The organism is Sphingobium sp. Ant17 (assembly GCF_000588875.1).
Classification (GTDB): domain Bacteria; phylum Pseudomonadota; class Alphaproteobacteria; order Sphingomonadales; family Sphingomonadaceae; genus Sphingobium.
The window spans coordinates 101,464-123,927 of record NZ_JEMV01000004.1 but is presented as its reverse complement, the minus strand read 5'-3'; the positions used below and the strand labels follow the sequence as shown (position 1 = coordinate 123,927).

The 22,464-nt window shown below is 62.3% G+C and carries 14 protein-coding genes and 1 pseudogene; 14 read left to right on the top strand and 1 reads right to left on the bottom strand.

Annotation, left to right across the window (positions count from 1 at the left end; all coding sequences use genetic code 11):
• Positions 1–562: 562 nt before the first annotated feature.
• The 14 genes and pseudogenes from BF95_RS03545 (at position 563) to BF95_RS03490 (ending at position 20,386) form a co-directional block, all read left to right on the top strand.
• On the top strand, positions 563–3,529 hold the full coding sequence (locus BF95_RS03545; protein WP_043149394.1) for a TonB-dependent receptor: 2,967 nt from the start codon (positions 563–565) through the stop codon (positions 3,527–3,529).
• 143 nt (positions 3,530–3,672) lie between these two features.
• Positions 3,673–4,395 (top strand): SapC family protein, encoded by a 723-nt coding sequence (locus BF95_RS03540; RefSeq protein ID WP_043149392.1) that lies wholly within the window; start codon positions 3,673–3,675, stop codon positions 4,393–4,395.
• Positions 4,388–5,209 (top strand): cupin-like domain-containing protein, encoded by an 822-nt coding sequence (locus BF95_RS03535; protein WP_235209548.1) that lies wholly within the window; start codon positions 4,388–4,390, stop codon positions 5,207–5,209. Before BF95_RS03540 ends, BF95_RS03535 begins: the two co-directional genes overlap by 8 nt.
• On the top strand, positions 5,106–5,417 hold the full coding sequence (locus BF95_RS28690) for a cupin-like domain-containing protein (RefSeq protein WP_235209551.1): 312 nt from the start codon (positions 5,106–5,108) through the stop codon (positions 5,415–5,417). Before BF95_RS03535 ends, BF95_RS28690 begins: the two co-directional genes overlap by 104 nt.
• Positions 5,414–6,916 (top strand): tryptophan halogenase family protein, encoded by a 1,503-nt coding sequence (locus BF95_RS03530; RefSeq protein ID WP_043149391.1) that lies wholly within the window; start codon positions 5,414–5,416, stop codon positions 6,914–6,916. The genes BF95_RS28690 and BF95_RS03530 overlap by 4 nt, the downstream gene beginning before the upstream one ends.
• Positions 6,913–7,839, top strand: a complete 927-nt coding sequence (locus tag BF95_RS03525; protein ID WP_043149389.1) for a glycoside hydrolase family 16 protein — start codon at positions 6,913–6,915, stop codon at positions 7,837–7,839. Before BF95_RS03530 ends, BF95_RS03525 begins: the two co-directional genes overlap by 4 nt.
• On the top strand, positions 7,840–8,913 hold the full coding sequence (locus BF95_RS03520; RefSeq protein WP_043149386.1) for a LacI family DNA-binding transcriptional regulator: 1,074 nt from the start codon (positions 7,840–7,842) through the stop codon (positions 8,911–8,913).
• Positions 8,903–9,982: an MFS transporter gene (locus BF95_RS03515; protein ID WP_327195401.1), complete on the top strand. Its 1,080-nt coding sequence runs from the start codon at positions 8,903–8,905 to the stop codon at positions 9,980–9,982. Before BF95_RS03520 ends, BF95_RS03515 begins: the two co-directional genes overlap by 11 nt.
• A gap of 217 nt (positions 9,983–10,199) precedes the next feature.
• Positions 10,200–12,620, top strand: a complete 2,421-nt coding sequence (locus BF95_RS03510) for a glycoside hydrolase family 3 protein (RefSeq protein WP_235209547.1) — start codon at positions 10,200–10,202, stop codon at positions 12,618–12,620.
• Between the two features lie 266 nt (positions 12,621–12,886).
• The gene (locus BF95_RS03505) at positions 12,887–14,554 is read left to right on the top strand and encodes a glycoside hydrolase family 43 protein (RefSeq protein ID WP_235209546.1); all 1,668 of its coding nucleotides are present in this window, start codon (positions 12,887–12,889) and stop codon (positions 14,552–14,554) included.
• Between the two features lie 12 nt (positions 14,555–14,566).
• Entirely contained in the window at positions 14,567–16,141 is a 1,575-nt protein-coding gene (locus BF95_RS03500; protein ID WP_043149379.1) for a glycoside hydrolase family 43 protein, read from the top strand.
• A gap of 127 nt (positions 16,142–16,268) precedes the next feature.
• Complete coding sequence (locus BF95_RS30275) at positions 16,269–16,568, top strand: glycoside hydrolase N-terminal domain-containing protein (RefSeq protein ID WP_268747141.1); 300 nt, start codon at positions 16,269–16,271, stop codon at positions 16,566–16,568.
• Positions 16,569–16,599: 31 nt separating this feature from the next.
• Positions 16,600–18,474: a glycosyl hydrolase family 95 catalytic domain-containing protein gene (locus tag BF95_RS03495; RefSeq protein WP_268747140.1), complete on the top strand. Its 1,875-nt coding sequence runs from the start codon at positions 16,600–16,602 to the stop codon at positions 18,472–18,474.
• Positions 18,474–20,386, top strand: a pseudogene (locus tag BF95_RS03490) (NPCBM/NEW2 domain-containing protein). The gene BF95_RS03495 and the pseudogene BF95_RS03490 overlap by 1 nt, the downstream one beginning before the upstream one ends.
• A gap of 55 nt (positions 20,387–20,441) precedes the next feature.
• On the opposite strand, the gene BF95_RS03485 reads toward BF95_RS03490, so the two are convergent.
• The gene (locus BF95_RS03485) at positions 20,442–22,400 is read right to left on the bottom strand and encodes a sialate O-acetylesterase (protein ID WP_043149376.1); all 1,959 of its coding nucleotides are present in this window, start codon (positions 22,398–22,400) and stop codon (positions 20,442–20,444) included.
• Between the last annotated feature and the right edge of the window lie 64 nt (positions 22,401–22,464).

Here is a 22,464-nt window from a genome sequence, read left to right as displayed (position 1 = left end):
TATATATTGAGACATATAGACAACCCACCAAGACCGAAATCTCAGTAAGCTCCAATAAGGAACGGCCTAAATTTAACCGATCATATGACGCCTGAAAGCCGCCACAGACCGGAGCCGCCGCCCACATGTCCCTTCATCTAAACCAACAATGTCAAAGAACCCGCCAAACTAAAACCGGACAGCAAACCCCACCTGATCCTTACGGTCCAGGTGAACCAGCGTCCCGCCATAGTGGCAACCTTCCAGAGCGCTTCCATAAGGCAGCGCCCCGTCCGGTGAACACGCCTCTAAGGGGGCCAACTGAGTCGGTCAACAGGAAAATGACAAAGAAACGACACTGCCCTGAATTTGCCGCGCCAACCCGTCCAAGCGACCAAGTGGCCCCACTCTATATATGCGAGCCTTGAAACGGCATGCCGCGGCTCCGCTGCCACACCTTGGCCACGGCGCGAAATCATCGTCGTGGACTGCTCAGAGCAGTTGACCAAGTGAACGTTATCAATTAGGTGAACGTTCACAACAAGGACGTCAGACGCCGATTCGCGGCGCGGGGAGGATAAAAATGACGATTTCCAAGACTCGGATTCTATCTGCTTATGTGTCGGGCGCGTCTGCTCTGGCGCTGAGCATGGGCCTGCAGCCAGCCTTTGCGCAGGATAGCACCGCCGACGAACAGCCCGCTGAAATCGTGGTGACGGGCATTCGCGCGAGCTTGAACGCCGCCAGCGACATCAAGCGCAACGCTCAGGGTGTGGTGGATGCCATCTCCGCCGAGGATATCGGCAAGTTCCCCGACACCAACTTGGCAGAATCGCTGCAGCGTATCACCGGCGTGTCGATCGACCGTTCGAACGGGGAAGGCTCGACCGTGACCGTCCGCGGCTTCGGTCCTGAATTCAACCTGGTGCTGCTCAATGGCCGCCAGATGCCGACATCGACCTTGGGCGATGGAGCGAGCGCGCCCGCCAGCCGTTCCTTCGACTTTGCCAATCTGGCATCGGAAGGCGTTGCAGGCGTCGAGGTCTATAAGTCGGGGCGGGCTACCCTGCCCACCGGCGGCATCGGATCGACCATCAATATCAAGACGCCCCGCCCTCTCGATCGGCCGGGCCTCAAAGGCAGCGTCGCGGTCAAGGGTGTCTATGACAGCTCGCGCAATGAGGGTGACCCGATCACGCCTGAAATATCCGGCATCATTTCCGACACCTTTGCCGACGGTCTGTTCGGCATTGCGGTCAGCGGATCGTGGCAGAAGCGGAAGGCCAGCGTCAACCAGGCCAATGTCGGCTGGCGCGACGGATATCTTGGCTCCGAAAATAATTGGGGATCACTGCCCCAGGCAGGCGATCCACGTTTTGCCAATATTGAAAACCGCCCCGGCCCCAATGACGTCTATCAGGTCCAGCAAAATGCCAGCTACGACCTTAACGACATTGAGCGCGAACGGCTGAACGGCCAGATCGTATTGCAGGTTCGTCCCGCTGACAATTTGACCGCGACGTTCGACTATACCTATTCGCGCAACACCGTGCAGGTGCGCAATTCCAACGTCGGCATCTGGTTCAACTTCAATGATGTGTCGAGCGCCTGGACCGACGGTCCAGTCGCCGGTCCGAAATTCTATTCCGAACAGTTCGGTGCCAATGAAGGCAAGGATCTGTCCTATTCCGGTTCGCTGGTGGAAAACCAGTCGACCAACAAGTCGCTGGGCGGAAACCTGGCATGGGATGGGCCGGGCGGATTGCGCCTGGAACTCGACGCGCATCATTCTACGGCAGAGTCGGGCGCAAACAATCCCTATGGCACCAGCACCTCGGTCGGCACGGCTGTGTTCGGCGTGCGTAGCCAGACGGTCGATTACACTAACGATCTGCCCATCATTTCGGTCGAGATGCATCCGGGCATCAACGCGTTGGACGCCGGGAACATCCAGGCAACCGGCAATGCGTTCCGCAATGCCTATTTCAAGGATCGCATCAACGAAGGCCAGCTGCGTGGCAGCTATGATTTCGAAGGCTCGATCCTCGACAGCCTCGACTTCGGCGTGACCTATGTCGAAAACAAGGTGCGGTCGGCCTACGGCTTCATCCAGAACGACACATGGGGCGGATCGACCACCAAGGATCAGCTGTCCGACGACCTCTTCACGCTCGAAACCCTTCCGGACAAGTTCAAGGGCTTGTCGGGCGCGGGCGACCCGGCGATGCTCCAGCAATTCTATACGTTCGATTTCGAGAAGATGGTCGGTTTCCTCGACGATCTGAACGGCATCTGCGGTGGTGACGGCAATTGCCTGTCGAGCTTTACGGTCGATCGCCGAATCCGCGAACGCACCATCGCGCCTTATCTGCAGGCCAACCTGGCCTTCGACGTTGCCAACCGTCCGGCTCATTTCCGTGCGGGCGTGCGCTATGAAAAGACCAAGGTCCGTTCGTCCGCGCTGGTGCCGATCCCGACCGGCACGCAATGGGTGTCCGCCAACGAGTTCAACCTCACCTATGGCACTGGCAGCGACTTCACCACATTCCGGGGTGATTATGACAATTGGCTACCCGCCATCGACGTCGATTTCGAACCGATCGAGAATGTGAAGCTGCGCGCAAGCTATAGCCATACCATTACCCGCCCGGACTATGCATCGATGCAGGGTGGTCGTACCGTCGATCAGCTGTTCCGCATCGGCGGCGGCACCGGCAGCCAGGGCAATCCGGGCCTGCTTCCTTATAAAGCGAAGAATATCGATCTGTCGGCCGAATGGTATTATGCGCCATCCAGCTATCTGTCGGTCGGATTTTTCGACAAGCGGGTGCGCAACTTCATTTCGAGCACCCGGATCGACACCGATGCGTTCGGCCTGACTAACCCGGCGGATGGCCCACGCTATCAGGCGGCCGTCGCGGCATTGGGCGCCAATGCCAGCACAACCGATCTGCGCAACTATATCTTCGCCAATTATCCGGCCTCGGTCATCGTCGACAGCTTCGATCCGGCGACTGGCAATTATACCGGCAAGATATTGGGGCTGCCCGAAGATGGTGCGGTGAATTTCCAGGTGTCGACCCCGATCAACTCGGATCAGAGCGCGCATCTCTATGGCTTTGAATTCGCCATCCAGCATAATTTCTGGGACACGGGATTTGGCACGATCCTGAACTACACGATCGTTCGTGGCGACGCGACATACGACAACAGTCAGCCGTCCAGCGTTCCGCAATTTGCGCTGACGGGCCTCTCAGACAGCGCCAACGCCGTCCTCTTCTACGACAAAAAGGGTATTCAGGCGCGTATCGCCTATAACTGGCGCGACAAGTTCCTGGGCGGAACAGGCCCCAACCCCTTCTATATCGAAGCCTATGGCCAGGTGGATGCCAGCGCGAGCTGGGAGTTCAAGAAGGGCTATACCGCCTTTGTCGAAGCCATCAATCTAAACGGTGCCAGCCGCCGTGGCCATCTGCGTAGCGAAAACAACGCCTTCTTCGCTTCGCCCGGCTATGCCCGATATGGCGCGGGCCTTCGCGTCAACTTTTGACGGGATGACTTGATTGAAGTCTGGCACGATGGGACAAGGCCGCACCTGAACTGGTGCGGCCTTGTCCCGCATCAATCAGGCGGAGAGGCAGCGGTGGTGTGACGGGGCACCGGCACCACCGTCAAGGGAGCCATTAGAGCGTCATGACCCAGCACCAGATACTTGATTCCCTGACCCATCGCGCTCTGCGTGTTCGGACCGACAGCGGAGCGGCATTGGGCGATGCCGTCATGGCCTGCCTGTTGATGCCCGCAGAATTCCGCCAGGCGCAGGCGCATTTCCCCATATTGTTCCGGCGCGACCTGGAAAGCGGCACCCTCTCGGCGGTGGCGTTGTTCGGCTTTGCCAATGGCGAAAATCTCTTTCTGGAAGCAGGTCATTGGGATGCTGCCTACAAGCCGCTGGCTCAGGCGGTGCAACCCTTCCTGATCGGTCGTTCATCCGATGGCAGCAGGCCGCCGCAGGTCCATGTCGATATGGGCAGCCCCCGACTCATCCATGAAGGGAACGAAGGCGTTGCCCTGTTTGACGAGGCAGGGCAGCCCTCCCCCTGGCTGGACAGCATTGCGCAACGGCTCGGCGACCTGGATGCCGCCTTTCAGGCCAGCGCCGATTTCTTTGCTGCGCTGGAACGTCATGCGCTGCTCGAACCCTTCACGCTGGACGTGCCATTGGTCGATGGGATGCGGAACAGCCTGGTCGGCTTTCACATCATCGACGAGGAGCGGTTGCGCGCGCTGGATGCCGTCGCGTTGGATGAGCTGCACCGGGCCGGACATTTGATGCCATTGTTCATGGCGGTGGCGTCGATCGCGCAGTTCAACGAGCTGGTCGCGCGCAAGAATCGTAGAGTGGCCGGTGGCTGAGGCGGCTCCGGTCGGCCTGCCTTCGGTCAGGGTGCTACAAGCCACCGACGATGCAACGCTGGATGCTTTGCTGCGGGAAGAAGATACGCCTTTTGTCGTGCGGGGACTGGTGCGCGACTGGCCGCTGGTGCAGGCCGGTCTGGAATCCGATAGCGCCGCCCGCGCCTTTTTGCTGGCCCATGCGCGTGACCGCGATTTTGTGGTGTCGATGGCCGAGCCGGATGCCAAAGGACGCCTGTTCTACGATGACGCCATGGCGGTCAATTTCCGCATGGGCAAAGGCAGGTTGTCCGACATTTTTGCACAATTAGATGCGGCCGAAGGACGGGATGTGGCGCAAGTCCCCACCGTCTATCTCGGTTCCGTTGATATCCATGAGTTTTTTGACGGACTAGCCGACGCACACCCCATGCCACTGGGTTCGCGCACCCCATTGACATCCCTGTGGATCAGCAATGCCAGCCGCATCGCGGCGCATAACGACTTTCCCGATAATCTGGCCTGCTGCGCCGTGGGGCGTCGCCGCTTCACCCTGTTCCCGCCAGACCAGTTCGCCAATCTCTATCTTGGCCCGATCGACATTACCCCAGCGGGACGGCCGATCTCCATGGTCGATTTCGCGGCCCCTGATTTTGCAACCTATCCGCGTTTCCGCGATGCGCTTGCGACCGCCCAGGTTGCCGAACTGGAGCCGGGGGGATGCACTTTTCATACCCTCGCTCTGGTATCATCATGTCGAAGGGCTGGCCGATTTCAACATATTGGTGAACTATTGGTGGCGCGACACGCCGCGTTATCTGGGCCAGCCCTATAATGCGCTGCACCATGCGATCATGACCATCCGCGACCTGCCCCAGGGGGAGCGCGCGATCTGGCAAGCCATGTTCGACCATTATGTCTTTTCGGGCGGTGAGGCAGCCCGCGCCCATCTGCCGGAAAAGGGCCATGGCGTGCTGGCCCCGCTCGACGCGGAAGCCGCCCAACGCATGCATCATTTCCTGTTGAGGAGCCTGTCGCTATGAGCACGCTACCCCCGCCTCGTCGCATCGTCGTCGCTGGTGGCGGCACGGCCGGTTGGATGACGGCCGCCGCCCTCGCCCGCACGCTGGGGCCGGTGGCGCAAGTCACCTTGGTCGAAAGCGAGCAGATCGGGACGATCGGCGTGGGCGAAAGCACCATACCACCGCTGGTCGCCTATAATCGCATATTGGGCATCAACGAAGCCGACTTCATGCGCGCGACCCAGGCGACGTTCAAGCTGGGGATCAATTTCGAGAATTGGCGCGTACCGGGCGAAAGCTATTTCCACAGTTTCGGCGGGACCGGCAAAGATCATTGGTCGGCGGGCTTCCAGCATTTCTGGATGCACGGACAAGCCCAAGGCCATGATGCGCCCTATGGCGACTATTGCCTGGAGTTAAAGGCGGCGGAGGCAGGCCGCTTTGCGCATCTGCCCGACGACCGGATGAACTATGCCTATCAGCTTGATTCGGGGCTTTATGCCCGCTTCCTGCGGAGGATGGCGGAAGCGGATGGCGCCCAGCGGATCGAAGGGCGCATCACCCAAGTCGAACTCGACAGCGAAAGCGGCGACATTGCCGCGCTGCTACTGGACGGCGATCGGCGGATCGAAGGCGATCTGTTCATCGACTGCACCGGCTTTCGCGCATTGCTGATCGAAGGTGCCCTGCATGTCGGCTATGACGACTGGACCCACTGGCTGCCTTGTGATGGCGCGGTGGCCATCCAGACCAGCAGCGTGCGGCCGCCCGTCCCCTATACCCGCGCCATCGCACATGAGGCGGGCTGGCAGTGGCGCATTCCGTTGCAGCATCGGCAGGGCAATGGCATCGTCTATTGCAGCAGCTTCCTGGACCCGGACGCTGCGCTCGAAAAACTGCTGGCCTCGGTCGAAGGCGACAAGCTGGTGCAACCAAACCCGATCCGGTTCCGCACCGGGGCGCGACGGCGGCAATGGCATCGCAACTGCGTGGCCGTCGGCCTGTCTGGCGGATTCATGGAACCGCTGGAGTCCACATCCATCCATCTGATCCAGCGCGCCGTGCTGCGGATCTTGCGGATGCTGCCCGCGGGCACCGTCAGCCCTCTCGACATCGCAGAGTTCAACGATCAACAGATGACGGACATGGAGCAGATCCGTGATTTCCTGATCCTGCATTATAAGGCGACCGATCGGCGCGATACCCCCTTTTGGCGCCATTGCGCGGCCATGGCGGTGCCTGACAGCCTCGCCCACCGCATGGAATTATTCCGGCAGACCGGCCGCGTCTTCCGCAAGAATGAAGAATTGTTTGCCGAAAATAGCTGGGTCCAGGTCATGATGGGACAGGGCATCACCCCGCAAAGCCATCACCCCATAGCCAGCAAGCTGCGGCCCGACGAACTGACCCATCTTCTGGCGTCGCTCAAGGACCAGGTGTCCCGTACCGTGGCGAACCTGCCGGATCATGCGGCCTATATTGCGCGCTATTGCAGCGCGCAGGAGCCGGTGGCGGCATGATCGCGCGTTTCCTCATCGCGACGCTGCTGTGCGCCAGTGCCGATGTGGCTGCTGCCGCGCCGGAACAGCCGGGCTGGCACAAGGTCTGGGCGGATGAATTTGATGGTCCGGCACTCGACCCGCGCAAATGGAACCTTGCCGACAATTGCTGGGGCGGCGGCAATGAAGAGCGGCAATGCTACACAATCTCTGCGGCCAACCACCGGGTCGCCAATAGCCTATTGGACATCATCGCGCGGCAGGAAACGCATGAAGGCCCCGCTTTCCCGCCAGACCAGCGCACGACGCCGGACAAGGCGCGCGCCACCCGCACCAAGCCCTTCACATCGGCGCGCCTCTCGACCGATGGCAAGGCATCGTGGCTCTATGGCAAGGTGCAGGTTCGCGCGAAACTGCCGCAGGGCCAGGGAACCTGGCCTGCCATATGGATGCTGCCCGAAGGATGGGATTATGGCGGCTGGGCGCAGTCCGGCGAGATCGACATCATGGAAGCGGTCAATCTAGGAACGCCCTGTGACACCTGCGCAGGACAGACAGAAAATCGTGTCCTAGGGACAATCCATTTCGGCGGCCTCCCGCCGCGCAACCGCTATATCGGCGACGAAACGCCCATGCCGCCCCCGCTTGATGGCTTCCACGTCTATGAAATCGAGTGGGACGCCACCGGCATCGTCTGGCGAGTGGACGGCGTGGATTTTGCACGGCGCGCGCCGCATGAATGGCACAGCCTGGGGTCCGACAAGCCAGGCGCGCCGTTCGACCGCCCCTTCCATCTCATCCTCAACCTTGCCATCGGCGGCCACTTGCCCGAAGGACGCAACAGCAAGGGCGTCGATCCCACCGGCTTTCCCAAGACGATGCAGATCGATTGGGTGCGTGTCTGGCAGAAAGACGCCACTCCCCCGACGGAGAATGGGCAGTAAATGGCGCGACGGCGGCTGGCAGTCACGATCAAACATGTTGCGGCAGATGCGGGCGTATCCCTGCAGACGGTGAGCCGCGTCATCAACAGCGAACCCAATGTCCGCCCGGAAATGCGCGACCGGGTACAGGCGTCGATCGATCGGCTGGGCTATGTGCCGTCGATAGCGGCGCAACGGATGAGCGGATCGCGCTCCTACCTCATTCTGGCGCTCAATGACCGCGAACGCACGATCGCGGACTGGCGCGCGCGGCAGGGTACGGACTGGGTCGACCAGATGTTGCTGGGCGGCATGCTGGAATGTGCCGAACATGGCTATCGGTTGATCTTCGAGCTGGTCGATACCCATGCCGATCATCTGGAGCGCGAACTGGGTGCCGCCCTGTCGGCGCTGCAACCCGATGGGGCGATCCTGACCCCGCCCCATTCGGACAACCCGCGCATATTGGCGACGCTCAAGCGCCACCATGTCCCTTATGCGCGTATCGGGGCGCAAGGGCGGGACGATGGCGCTCTGCCTGCGGGCATCCGCGTGTCGATGGATGACGAGGGCGCGGCGCGACGCGCGACACGGCATTTGCTGGACCTCGGCCATCGACGCATCGGCTTCATTTCAGGGCCCGCCGAATATCGGCTGTCGGGCTGGCGCGTCGATGGCTGGCAGGCAGAAATGGCGACGGCGGGCCTGCCTACCGAAGCCCTGCTGGAAACCGGCGATTTCGGTTATGCGTCGGGCCTGCGCGCGGCGCAGGCGTTGCTGGCGCGGGTGGATCGACCAACGGCTATCATCGCCAGCAACGACCAGATGGCGCTCGCCACGATCGAGGCGGCGCGCGACGCAGGCCTCGCCATCCCCGCCGACCTGTCGCTGGTCAGTTTCGATAACACGCCACTGGTCCGCTTCACCACGCCACCGCTGACCGCGGTGGACCAGCCGATCGCCGAAACGACGGCGATGGCCGTGCGCCTGCTGATCACCGCGCCCAGTGTGACGCTCGATCCGCCTGCGCCCGTCATCATTCCCATGGGGCTGGTCGAACGAGCTTCGACCGCGCCGCCGCCAGATGACGTCTAAGGACGCAGCAGCTGGCAGCGATCGCTGCTTCCTGCTCCTCTATGCGCTCGCTTGGGCGGGTGCCGCGATCGCCTACACGCCCTTTTTGACCATCCTGCTGCCGGTGCGCGTCGATCTGCTCGCGGGGACGGACAATGTGCGGTGGCTGGCTGCGACCACCTTCCTTGGTGCCATCGCCGCCAGTCTCGCCAATATCCTGTTCGGCTGGCTCAGCGACGTGACACGTCATCGCCGCCTCTGGGTCGCAACCGGCTTGCTCTTGTCCAGCGGGATACTTTGCCTGTTCCCGCATATTGAGCGGTTGGAGCCACTGATTCTGCTCATCCTGCTGTGGCAAATGGCGCTCAACATGATGTTGGGTCCATTGGCCGCCTGGGCGGGCGATTGCGTGCCCGACAGGCAAAAAGGACGGCTGGGCGGGCTACTCGCCTTTGCGCCAGCGTCCGGGGCGCTGGCCGGGGCGTTGGTTACAATGCCTGGCCTCGCCGATCCGCCTTGGCGCTTTGCGATGGTGGGCATGATGGCGATGGCCTGCGTCCTGCCGCTGCTGTTGCTAGGGCCGTCGGGCGCGGTCGCCACACAGCGCTCGCACGGCGCGGCCATAGCGCCGCTGCCCTGGTTGCGCGCGATGATCACGCGCATGTGGTGCGCCCGCCTGCTGGTCCAGATCGCGGAGGCCGCCCTATTTGCCTATCTTTATTTCTGGTTTCAGACGATCGACACACGCTTCGACGACGCCATTACGGCCCGCATCCTGACCATGGTCCTGTTCCTGGCGGCACCCTGCGCCTTGATCGCCGGACGCTGGGCCGACCGCCGCGATCGGCCGATAGCCCCGCTCTGCATCGCTGCCCTGATTGCCGCAATCGGCCTCACCGCCATGGCCCTGGCGCGTGGGCCGGTGGCGGCGATCGCCGGATTCATGCTGTTTGGCCTTTCCACCAACATCTTCCTGGCGCTGCATAGCGCGCAGACATTGCGGGTGCTGCCCGACGATGGACGACGGGGCCGCAATCTTGGCCTGTTCAACCTCACCAACACCGTCCCCTCGCTCATCATCCATCGCTGACGCTTGTGCTGGTGCCGACGCTCGGCTTTTCAGGATTATTTGCGGTTCTGGCTTTGCTGTCCGCCATCGCAGCCATCCTGCTGCGCGATACAAAACGGCACTGATGACCAATCGACGCAAAAGGCTTGATCCTGCTCGCAAGCCATGACAAACAGGCGTTGAGAACGTTCGCAGAAAATTGCGAGGAAGGATGCCGATGCGCTCAGCAGCGGGAATCATGATCATGGCGCTGGCCATTGGCGGCACTGTGCAGGCGTCGGGGCAACCGCGGACATCCGCCGATCCCGTCGTTGTGCCACCGGAAGCGAAGGCAGACCCGTCGGTCTGGCCCGCGGCCCACAGCCCGGCCGCCATTACCGATCGCCAGACCGAAGCGGCCATCGACCGCCTGATCGCGCGCATGACGGTGGAGCAGAAGGTCGGACAGACGATCCAGGCCGACATCAGCGCGATTACGCCGGCGGAACTGGCGCGCTATCCCTTAGGATCGATCCTGGCGGGCGGCAACTCCGGCCCATTCGGCAATGAGCGCGCCGACGCCGCGACCTGGATCAAGCTGGTCAGCGACTATCGCGCCGCGTCCGAAAAGGCGGGGGCGGGTGTCCCCATCCTGTTCGGCGTCGACGCTGTTCATGGTCATTCCAACCTGCCGGGCGCGACCATCTTTCCGCACAATATCGGCCTTGGTGCCGCGCATGATCCCGAACTGATCCAGCGCATCGGCGTTGCCACCGCAGCGGAAATTGCCGGGTCCGGGATAGAATGGACCTTTGCCCCGACATTGGCGGTGCCGCAGGATCTGCGCTGGGGCCGCAGCTATGAAGGCTATGCCGCCGACCCGGCGCTGGTGAAAGCCTATTCCAAGGCGATGGTGGAGGGTCTGCAGGGCGACCTGCTGCCCGGCAAGCCGCTCGGTTCGGTCCAGGTCGCGGCAACCGCCAAGCATTTTCTGGCCGACGGCGGGACCGAAAATGGCAAGGATCAAGGCGATGCTCGATTGCCCGAAGCAGAGTTGATCCGCATCCATGCGCAGGGCTATCCCGCCGCCATCGACGCCGGAGCACTTACCGTCATGGCCAGCTTTTCCAGTTGGAACGGCGCTAAGAACCACGGCAATCCGACGTTGCTGACTGATGTGCTGAAAAAGCGAATGGGGTTTGAAGGGCTGATCGTCGGCGATTGGAACGGTCACGGACAGATCCCCGGCTGCACCGTCACGGATTGCGCAACCTCGATCAATGCAGGGCTGGACCTGTTCATGGCTCCCGATAGCTGGAAGGGATTGTTCGACGCCACGCTGCGGGATGTGCGCAACGGCACCATTCCGATGGCCCGACTGGACGACGCCGTGCGGCGCAATTTGCGGGTCAAATATAAGCTCGGCCTGATGGGGCCGAACCGGATCGCGCGCGGTGATCCGGCACTGGTCGGGGCCGACGCCCATCTGGCGATCGCCCGCGAAGCTGTCGCCAAGTCGCTCGTTCTCCTCAAGAATGAAGGCTCATTGCTCCCCATTCGTCCGGGAGCGAAGGTGCTGGTCACCGGCCCCGGCGCCGACAATATGGCGATGCAGGCCGGCGGTTGGACCATCACCTGGCAGGGCACGGACACAAGCGCTGCGGATTTCCCCAAAGGCAGCACGATCGGCCGTGCCATCGTCGATGCCGTCAAGCAGGCTGGCGGTAGCGGGCAACTGGCACCCACCGGCGATTTTACCGACAAGCCGGACGTCGCGATCGTCGTCTTCGGCGAACAGCCCTATGCCGAATTTCAGGGTGACGTGTCGAACCTCATCTTCCAAAGCCAGGATGGGGAACGCGAACTGCTCGCCAAATTGAAGGCGCAGGGCATTCCGACGGTCGCGCTTTTCCTGTCGGGCCGCCCCTTGTTCGTCGGCCCGGCGTTCAACCTTGCCGATGCCTTCGTGGCCGGCTGGCTCCCCGGATCGCAGGGTCAGGGCGTTGCCGATGTACTGGTGGCGGGCAAGGACGGCAAACCGCCACGCGACTTCACCGGTCGGCTGCCCTTTGCCTGGCCAGCGGACGCCCGCTCTCCGGTCACCGCGCCCCTTTTCCCGGTTGGCTATGGCCTGGATTATGCGCATCCCCATGCCCAAGGCCCAGTGAATGAAGACCCCCGCGTCGAGCAGGGGCCAGCGGTCAGCGACAGCCTGTTCCTGCGCACCGGGCGGGTGCTCGATCCATGGCGGCTGGGTCTCGACAGCAGCGTGTCCATGCGCGCCGTCGATATCGCCGCGCAGGAAGATGCGCGCCAGTTCAAGTGGAGCGGCAAGGGCGATATCGCCATTGACGGCCCGGCCGTTGACATGTTGCGGCAACTCAATGGCGGCTTTGCCCTGCGCATCGACTGGCGGATGGATGCCCGTGGCACCGGCCCCGTCTCGATCGCGATGGGCAATGCGCGGCTAGATGTCAGCGCACTGGCGGCGGCAGCGCCGCTGGGCCAGGAAAGCAGTATCCAAATCCCGCTCCAATGTTTCAAGGATAAGGGTGCCGATTTCAAGGCGATCGGAACGCCGTTCCGCATGGGAGCGGATGCGCCGATGACGGTCAGCCTGCGCAATGTGCGGATCGAGGGCATCGGCACGCCTGTTCCCTGTCCGCCAGCCCTCCCCTGAGGCTGCGAATCGCCGCGAGACGCTGAAGCCGTAAACGGCATCGCGAAATGGCCCGCTTCTTCACCAGGAGGCGGGCCTTTTTTGATATTTGATGTTGGGCACGCGAAAACCCGGCGCCTGCGGTCGGCTCACCGGGTCAAACCGTCTCGCGCAAGCGGGTCGACAACGACATATGTTAGCGCTATCACATATCGAAGCGATGGCGTGAGACGTTTCAAGGCGTCCACTCCGTCATGCCGCGTTGGATAGAATGAGGAGAGGGATTGATGCATATTGGCCTGGGAATAATGGGTCGGCTGCTGCCATTTGCCGCATTGGCACTATCCAGCACGGCGGCGCAGGCCGAGCCAGCACGCTTCGAGCGCTTCACCTATGACGGCCAGTCGATCGAGCAAGTGAAGGCCGGACCAGGCGAATATATCAATCCCATATTGTCGGGCTATTATCCCGATCCGACCATTACCCGCGTGGGCGACGACTATTATCTCGTCAATTCCTCCTTCGCCCATTTCCCCGGCCTGCCGATCTTCAAGTCGAAGGATCTGGTGAACTGGGTCCAGATCGGCAATGCGATTGTCCGGCCGAGCCAGCTCGATTTTACCGGCCGCCGCACGTCGGAAGCCGTCTTTGCGCCAGACATCAGTTGGCATGATGGCGTCTTCTACATCGTCAATACCTGCGTCGCTTGCCGCAACAACTTCGTCATCACTGCCACTGATCCGGCCGGTCCGTGGTCCGACCCCATCTGGTTGCCCTTCGAGGGGATCGACCCGTCCATCTATTGGGAGGGCGACAAGGCTTATATCGTCAACAACCGCGCGCCCGATGAACCGCCCCGCTATGACGGGCATCGCGCCATCTGGATTCAGGAATATGACTGGCGCGCTGGCAAGATGGTTGGCCCCAGCACCCAGCTCGTGAATGGCGGCGTCGACATCAGCAAGAAGCCAGTCTGGATCGAAGGGCCGCATATTTTCCGCAAGGATGGCTATTATTATCTGACTGCAGCCGAGGGCGGCACCAGCGTCAATCATTCCCAGGTCGTGCTGCGATCGAAGAAACTGCGCGGCCCCTATCTCCCCTATGCGGACAATCCCATTCTCACCCAGCGGGATATGGACCCCAACCGGCCCAATCCGATTGGGTCCGCCGGCCACGCCAAGTTGATCCAGACGCAAAAGGGGGACTGGTGGGCGACCTTCCTGGCGGTGCGCCCCTATGAGGGCGACTTCTACAATATCGGGCGTGAAACCTTCCTGCTGCCCGTAACATGGAAAAATGGCTGGCCGATCATTCTGCCCCGTGGCGAAAAGATACCCCATGTCGGCAAGGTGCCTGACCTGCCCGCCCAGCCTCGCCCTGCGCTGCCGATGAGCGGCAACTTCACCTACACCGATGATTTCGACGGCGATCGTCTGGCGATGCAGTGGATCGGCATCCGCACGCCCCACCAACCCTTCTATCGCGTGACCAACGGCGCACTGGAATTGGAAAGTAGCACACCGCTCGGCGATCTGAACGGAGTTCCGGCCTTCGTCGGACGGCGGCAGCAGCATGCTATCGCCACTATGTCCACGACCCTTCGCTTTACCCCGGAAAAGGATGGCGACACCGCCGGGCTGGCCGCAATCCAGAGCGACCGCAGCCATATAGTGTTCGGCATTACTCAGGTTGGCGGTAAAAAGATGATCGCGCTGACGTCCCGCGACAATGCCGATACCGATATGCTGGTCGCCTCCGCACCGCTGACCGCCCCCGGCCCGATAACGCTCACCATCCGCGCCGATGGTGGCAAGATGGCGTTCGACTATGAAGTGGACGGAAAACGGGCGACGCTCAAGTCCGATCTGGACGCGACGCTACTGAGCACGCGCAAAGCAGGGGGGTTCGTCGGGACTGTCGTCGGTCCCTATCGCTACACCCCTGCATCCTGAAAAGGGCGTCTCATGACCATCAAGTCATCCATCGCCCTGCTGGGACTGTCGCTGGCCGCCACCACCCTGCCCGCGCAAGTCTGGCGCGCGGACCAGGGCGATGGCACCTATCGCAATCCCGTCCTCTTCGCCGACTATCCCGATCCCGACATCATTCGCGTCGGCGAGGATTTCTACTTCATCACCACGACCTTCGCCAATGCGCCGGGCATGACCATCCTTCATTCGAAGGATCTGGTGAACTGGCAGATTGCCGGCCATCTCATGGACCGGCTAGAGGGCAACCCCCGCTATGATCTGAGCGATGGCGGCGATTATCGCCGGGGCTTCTTCGCGGCCAGCATGCGCCATCACAAAGGCACTTTTTATGTGGCCGTCAGTCCGATCGGGCTCAACACGCGCATTTATCGCGCGAACAGCCCGACCGGCCCCTGGACCTATACCGAACTGGATCGCCACGCTTTCGACCCGGCGCTGTTCTTCGAGGATGATGGCCAAGCCTATCTGATGACGTCGATCGGGACGGACGGCACAGTGACATTGCTGACGATGAACGAGGACGTCACCAAGATTACGGCGTCCAAGGTCATCCATTATAACAAAGGCGCGGAAGGATCGAAGATCATCAAGCGCGCGGGCTGGTATTATCTTTTCAACGCGCTCCCTTCCAAACTGGCGCTGAGCGTCTCGCGGGCGCGCAGCTTGCAGGGACCGTGGGAGACCCGTCCGCAGATCGACGACACCAGCGGCGGCCATCAGGGCGCATTGGTTGATCTGGCCAATGGCGAATGGGCCGGCTTTGTCATGGTCGATGCCGGATCGATCGGCCGGATGACCAATATCAGCCCGGTATATTGGCAGGACGACTGGCCGATATGGGGCACGCCCGACGCACCGGGCCGCGTACCCGACCGCGCGCCCAAGCCGATCATGGGCCACCCCTTTGCCGAACCGCCCGCATCGGATGATTTTTCCGCATCGACATTGGGCCTGCAATGGCAATGGAACCATAATCCCGATGACCGCCGCTGGTCTTTGCGCGAACGGCCCGGCTTCCTGCGGCTTCACGCAACCCAGGCCGACCGGCTGTGGACGGCACGCAATACGCTGACGCAAAAGGGGCAGGGGCCGGGCAGCCGCGCTATCGTCAAAGTGGACGTGCGCGGGTTGCGCCCAGGCGATATGTGCGGTGTTGGCACCTTCGGCAAGATCAGCGCGCAATTGTCGATCGTCGGAAGCGACAAGGGTCGCCGCGCCCTGACGATGATGGTGACCGATTCCACGGAGGATGGCCCCCGCACCGAAACCCGCGTCGCATCCGTGCCCGTGTCAGGCCAGACGCTCTGGCTGCGCACCGACATGGACTTCGTCCGTGACGAGGGCCGCGTCGCCTACAGCCGGGACGGAAGAAAATGGATTGGCGTAGGGGATCATTTCCCGCTGAAATTCGACTGGCGCACCGGCACGTTCCAGGGGCAGCAATTCGCCCTTTCCTGCTATAATGCGCGGCCGGACGGCGGCTATATCGATATCGACAGCTTCACCCTGTCGCCCTTGCCCGAAACGGTGGAGGAAGCAAGGCCATGAAATTCAGCCGTCGCGAGAGCGTTGCGGCGATAGCAGCGGGCACCGCTGCCCTCTCAACCGCGCGCGCGCGTGGGCAGTCGCTCGCCCGCCCTCACCTCTTATGCTCTGGTATGAACAGCCCGCATCGGTGTGGACGGAGGCGCTGCCTGTCGGCAACGGACGAATGGGCGCGATGGTCTTTGGTGGTATCCGCCAGGAACGATTGCAACTCAACGAGTCCACCCTATGGGCGGGCCAGCCCTATGACCCTGTCAACCCTGCGGCGCGGGCCGCGCTATCCAAAGTCCGCGCGTTGATCTTCGAAGGCAAGATTGCCGAGGCCGAAGCCCTGGCGAACGACGCCGTCCTCGCCAGACCATCCACGCAAATGCCCTATCAGCCTTTTGCGATCTCATGCTCGATTTCCCAGCCTGGGGCAGACGTCTAACTATCGGCGCAGCCTGGATCTGGACAGCGCCATGGCAACCACCCGATTTACCGCCGATGGCATCGATCATCAGCGCCAGGTGATTGCGTCGGCAGGCGATCAGGTCATCGTAATGCGTCTGACGGCATCGGGCGAAGGACAGCTCAACGTCGATATCGGCCTGGCGTCCCCGCACAAAATCGTCGCGGTTGAGGCCGATGGATCGGCAAGCCTGTTGATGACCGGCCGCAATAGCGATGCCGCAGGCATAAAGGGCGGCTTGCAGTTCGCCGCCCGCTTGTCCGCTTCGGTAGAGGGCGGGCGGATCGAGCCAGGTGCAGGCGGCAAATTGCTGGTGCGCGGTGCCGATGCGGTCACGCTGATGATCGCCATGGCGACCAGCTATCGCCGCTTCGACGATGTCAGCGGCGATCCCGTCGCCGCGACCCAAGCCACGCTGGGTCGCGTGCGCGGCTATTCCTTTGCGCGGGTCGCGGCGGATACAACCGACGCGCATCGGCGGCTCTTTCGCCGCGTGTCGATCGACCTTGGCCGATCGGCCGCCGCAGACCTGCCGACCGACAAGCGCATTGCCGCGTCGCCGACCCAGGACGACCCGGCGCTTGCAGCGCTCTATTTCCAATATGGTCGCTACCTGCTGATCTCTTCGTCACGGCCGGGTGGCCAGCCTGCCAATCTGCAAGGCCTGTGGAACGATAGCCTCAGCCCGCCCTGGGGGTCGAAATATACGATCAACGTCAATACCGAGATGAATCATTGGCCTGCCGAGACCACGCATCTGGGTGAGTGCGTCACACCGCTGGTCGATATGGTCCGCGACCTCGCTGTCACCGGCGCGCGCACCGCGGCGACCATGTATGGCGCCCGCGGCTGGGTCGCGCATCATAATACCGACATCTGGCGCGCCAGCGCGCCGATCGACGGCGCGCAGTTCGGGCTATGGCCGACGGGCGGCGCATGGCTCTGCACACATTTGTGGGATCATTATGATTATGGCCGGGATCGCGCATTCCTGACCTCCATCTATCCGCTGATGGCCGGAGCCGCCCGCTTCTTCCTCGATACGTTGCAGCCAGAACCAAAGACCGGCTACCTCGTCACCAACCCGTCGATGAGCCCGGAAAATCCGCATGGTCATGGCGGCACCCTCTGCGCCGGGCCGACCATGGACATGGCGATCCTGCGCGACCTGTTCAGTCAGACGATCGCGGCCGCGCAAATTCTGAATGTGGATGCTAGCTTCGTGGAGGAACTGGAGGCGGCCCGATCGCGCCTTGCGCCTTATCAGGTTGGCCGACAAGGACAGTTGCAGGAATGGCGGGAGGATTGGGACGTCGATGCGCCCGAACAGGATCATCGCCATGTCTCTCATCTCTATGGGCTTTATCCCTCGCACCAGATCAGCGTTGAGGATACACCAGAATTGGCCGCCGCGGCGCGCCGGACGCTGGAAATTCGGGGCGATCGGGCGACCGGCTGGGCAACGGCATGGCGTATCACCCTATGGGCGCGGTTGCGCGATGGCGATCATGCCCATCGCATATTGGGCTACCTGCTCGGCCCCGATCACAGCTATCCCAATATGTTCGACGCCCACCCGCCCTTTCAGATCGACGGTAATTTCGGCGGAACGGCCGGGATCGTCGAAATGCTGCTCCATAGCCGTGACGACGTCATCGACCTGCTGCCCGCTTTGCCAAGCGCATGGCCGGAAGGACGTGTCACCGGACTGCGCGCGCGCGGACGGTGCGGCGTCGATCTCGCCTGGCGCGATGGGCGGCTCACGCGCGTCACGCTGCACCCCGACATGGACGGCCAAAGGACCATAAGGGTCGGTGGTCGTCGTGCGACGGTATCGCTCAAGGCCGGACGCGCCCTCATGCTTGAAGATGGAGATTTTGCCTGATGACGAAGGTTTACGTCCGGGGCTTGCTGCTCGGCCTCACTGCCCTGGCGGCCAGCACCAGCCTGTCTGCCCAGACCGCCGATCCGCTCGCGCCGCAAGGCCGTTGGAGCGCCTATCAGGGAGGCAGCGCCGCCCTGCCGCCCATGGGGTGGAACAGCTGGAACGCCTTCTTCACCGAGATCGATGAGGAAAAGCTGCTCGGATCAGCGCAGCGGATCATCGACAGCGGCCTCGCCAAGAAGGGCTATCAATATATCAATATCGACGACGGTTGGTGGCTCAAGCGCCGGACGAATGACGGCAAATTGCTGATCCGTTCGGAGAAATTCCCATCGTCCTTGCGCGCGGGCAAGGGCGACCCGTCTTTCCGTCCCCTGACCGACAAGCTCCATGCCATGGGGTTCAAGGCAGGCATCTATTCGGACCTTGGCCGCAATAGCTGTTCGCAGGCCTATTCGACCGGCGAAGCCCAATTGCCCGAAGGATCGATCGCTGAACGCGAGGTCGGTCTTTATGGCCATATCGATCAGGATATTCGCCTCTTCTTCGCCGATTGGGGTTTCGATCTCATCAAAGTGGACGGATGCGGCATCCGGGCCTTCGGCGAGGGCAGCGCACCAGTGAAATCCGGTAAATATCGCATGCTCGCGCCCCTGATCGACCAGGCGTCGGTCACCCGCTCGGATGTTCCCGCGGTGCAGGGACTGTTCAGCCAGATCAACCAGTCGCTTACCCGTCATAACCCGGACAATGACTATCTGCTCTCGCTCTGCGTGTGGGGTAGCGCCAATGTGCGCGCCTGGGGCAAGGATTATGGCAATAGCTCCCGCACCAGCGACGATATTACGCCCCATTGGGCGCGGATGCTGACGAACTATGACAGCGCAGTACGCCGAGCGCTCTATGCCCATCCGGGGTCTTGGAACGATCCCGACATGCTGTTCATCGGTCAGGGCGATTTCGACGCCGAGCATCTGACCGATGCGCGATCGCATTTTGCGCTCTGGGCGATGATGAACGCCCCGCTGCTGATCGGCGCGGACCTACGCAAGACCCCGCAATCCTTGATGGATATTTTCGGCAATGCTAACCTGATCGCCATCAATCAGGATCCCGCGGGTCATCAGGCCATTGTCGCCTTCGACAGCGATTCACTGCAGATATTGGTCAAGACATTGGCCAATGGCGACAAGGCGGTCGCGCTGTTCAACCGGGGCCTCGCGCCGGTCGATGCCATGCTGACGGCCGGTCATCTCAAATTCCGCGAAGACCAGGCCGTGGCTTTGACCGACCTTTGGACGGGCGAACAGAGCCGCTTTACCGGGGAGCAAGCCTTGAAGGTTGCGCCACGACAGACGCTTGTCTTCATGGCCAAGGGCGATCGGACCCTAGCGGACGGTCTTTATCTTTCGGAGCAACCTGGCAATATCAACCCGGCCGTCGATGGGGTTACCGCCCCTGCGCCTGATCCCACGATCTTCCGCTCCATTCCCGGCTGGCGCAGCACGCGCGGGCTGGGCGAACGTCCCATCTATGCGGGTTGGGGCGGCGCGCAGCCCGATGCGACCCCCTATAACCAGCCGCTCGCGATCGCTGGCAAGACCTATGCGTCCGGCATTGGCGTGCTTGCGAATTCACGACTGGAAATTCGGAACAAGGGCTATGGCCGCCTGACTGCCATGGTTGGGGTGGATGACAGTGCAGCGGACTCGCGCCATGGCGTCCGCTTCGCTGTCTATGGCGACGGCAAGCTGCTGACGCGCACGCCGGTAGTTCGCCGCGGCGAAACGCCAACGCCGATTGCCGTCGATGTAAAAGGCGTCGCCTCATCGAGATGGTCGCGCAAGCCGATGACGGGGTTCCGGGCGAAATGCTGCCCGTCAGTTGGGGTGACGCGGCCCTACTACGCTGATCGCCATGATGGGTGGGCGGTGTAGTAATCCGCCCGCCCAACATAGCCTCATTCCCTAACGACCTGTACCTATCGGCAGCTCGAACGAACCGACCGGTATAGGGGCCTCGTCATAGAGGTTGATGACCGGCGAATCCGCCCAGCCATATCGGACCCGCACGGCTGGCTGACCATCACCTGCAAGATGGATGCGCAATCCTTCCACCTCGCCGCCGACATAGCGACAGCTATCCGCCGCTTGCCCGCACAGCTCAAAGCCGATCGCCTGCGCGGCGCTACGCGTCTGAAGGGCGCCCGTTAGCCCTAAAAATTCGATCATGGCCCCGCCGTCCGGCGTAGCAATGGCCTTTGCCGCCTGCGGACCGCTAGCGGAATGCCGTTCGCCATAGGCAACCGCCCGCATCGACCGCGCGAGGCGGCGACCCAATTCCTGCTTCTCTCCGGGATGAATATCGAACGGATCGCCCAGATCGATCGCCGTGGCCAACGCCGCATGGGGGTCCGCTGCAACGGCCCGATATTGCGTATCGCGCATCCGTGCCCAGCCGCTCTCCGACGGTTTCGTCGTCGGCTTGCCATAGGCGGCGAGCTGCACGATGACGAAGGGCAGGTCGGGCGCGCGAAATTGTTCGCGCCATTCGGCCATCATTGCCGCCAGCCGATCGGCATAGCCAGGCAGGTCGACATCGGACTCGCCCTGATACCAGGCAACACCCTTCAAGCCGATCGCACCCAGCGGCGCGATCATGCCATTAAAGAGCGTGCCCGCGCCGGTCACATCAGCCCATGGCACACGCGGCGCGCCGGGGGGCGATTTGGCTGCCACGGCATAGCGCCACTTGTCGCCCAACGGCACATCGCCCCCATCGGCAAACCGCAAGGCCATGTCGCTCGCCGGTCCCAGCAGCCCACCATTGGCATAATTATCCATCACATTGATGATCAGGACATTGCGACCCGCCTTCAACAGACCCGGTGGCACGGTCAGGCTGGTGGGCTGCCATGCCTTGGCGCTCATCCCCACGGGACTGCCATTGATCCAGACCCGGCCGACATCATCCATGGTGCCCAAGGACAGGGTCGCCGCCTCGGCTGCCTGCGCAGCCGTCAAAATGAATTCCCGCCGGAACCAGACCATGCCGTTGAATTCGGAGAGGGCACTGACGCCCCATTCTTCCCATGGCCCCAATTTCGGCACATCTGCCCAGCCAAGGGTACTGCCGGGCTGCCAAGGCTCTTGGCCGACTGCATCGCCGGTGGCTGCGCGCCACCAACCTTCCCATTCGGCGCTCGCCGCCCGTTCGGCTGCGATGGGATCGCTGGCGTGCAACGTCACCATCGCGGAGCGATCGGCGCGACCGATCGCGGCCTGGGCCACTTCCCCCATCCAGGGGCTGATCTGCGATCCGCCCCAACTGCTGGAGATGGCGCCGATCGGAATGCCCGCCGTCTTGCGCAGGTCTCGCGCCATATAATAGCAGGCAGCGGAAAAATCGGGCACGCTTTCCGGGCTGGCCGTCTTCCACGACACCGCACTGGCAAAGTCCTGCCGTGCCTGGTCCGCCGCTTCGCGCGGAACCGTAATCAGGCGCAGTTGCTCGTCCGACGAATTGCGGATCTGCCCCATGGCATCCTGCGCATTGCGCACTTCCAATTCCATGTTCGACTGGCCTGAACATAGGAAGACGTCGCCCACGACCACGTCCCGCGCAGTTGCCTGCCCCTTGTCGCTGCGCGCCGACAGTGCGATCGGCCCAGCCTTGGCAAGCGCGGCAAACCCCGCTTGGAACCGCCCCTGCGCATCCGCCGTCACGACCTGGGTCGCCGCACCCAATGTTATCGTGATCATCTCGCCCGGATCAGCCCTCCCACGGATCAGGGCCGGACGATCGCGCTGGATAACCGAATGGTCACCAGATAGCGCATCGAACACAGGTGCTGCAGCCGCAGGCATAGCCGTCACCGGGAGGAATCCCATAGCTACGGCCGTGATATACCAATTTGAGCGCTTCATATGTGATCCTCCCGCTATGCAAATTATGCCGTTCCGCGCTTGCAGAATGTCCGAACAGCGCCGC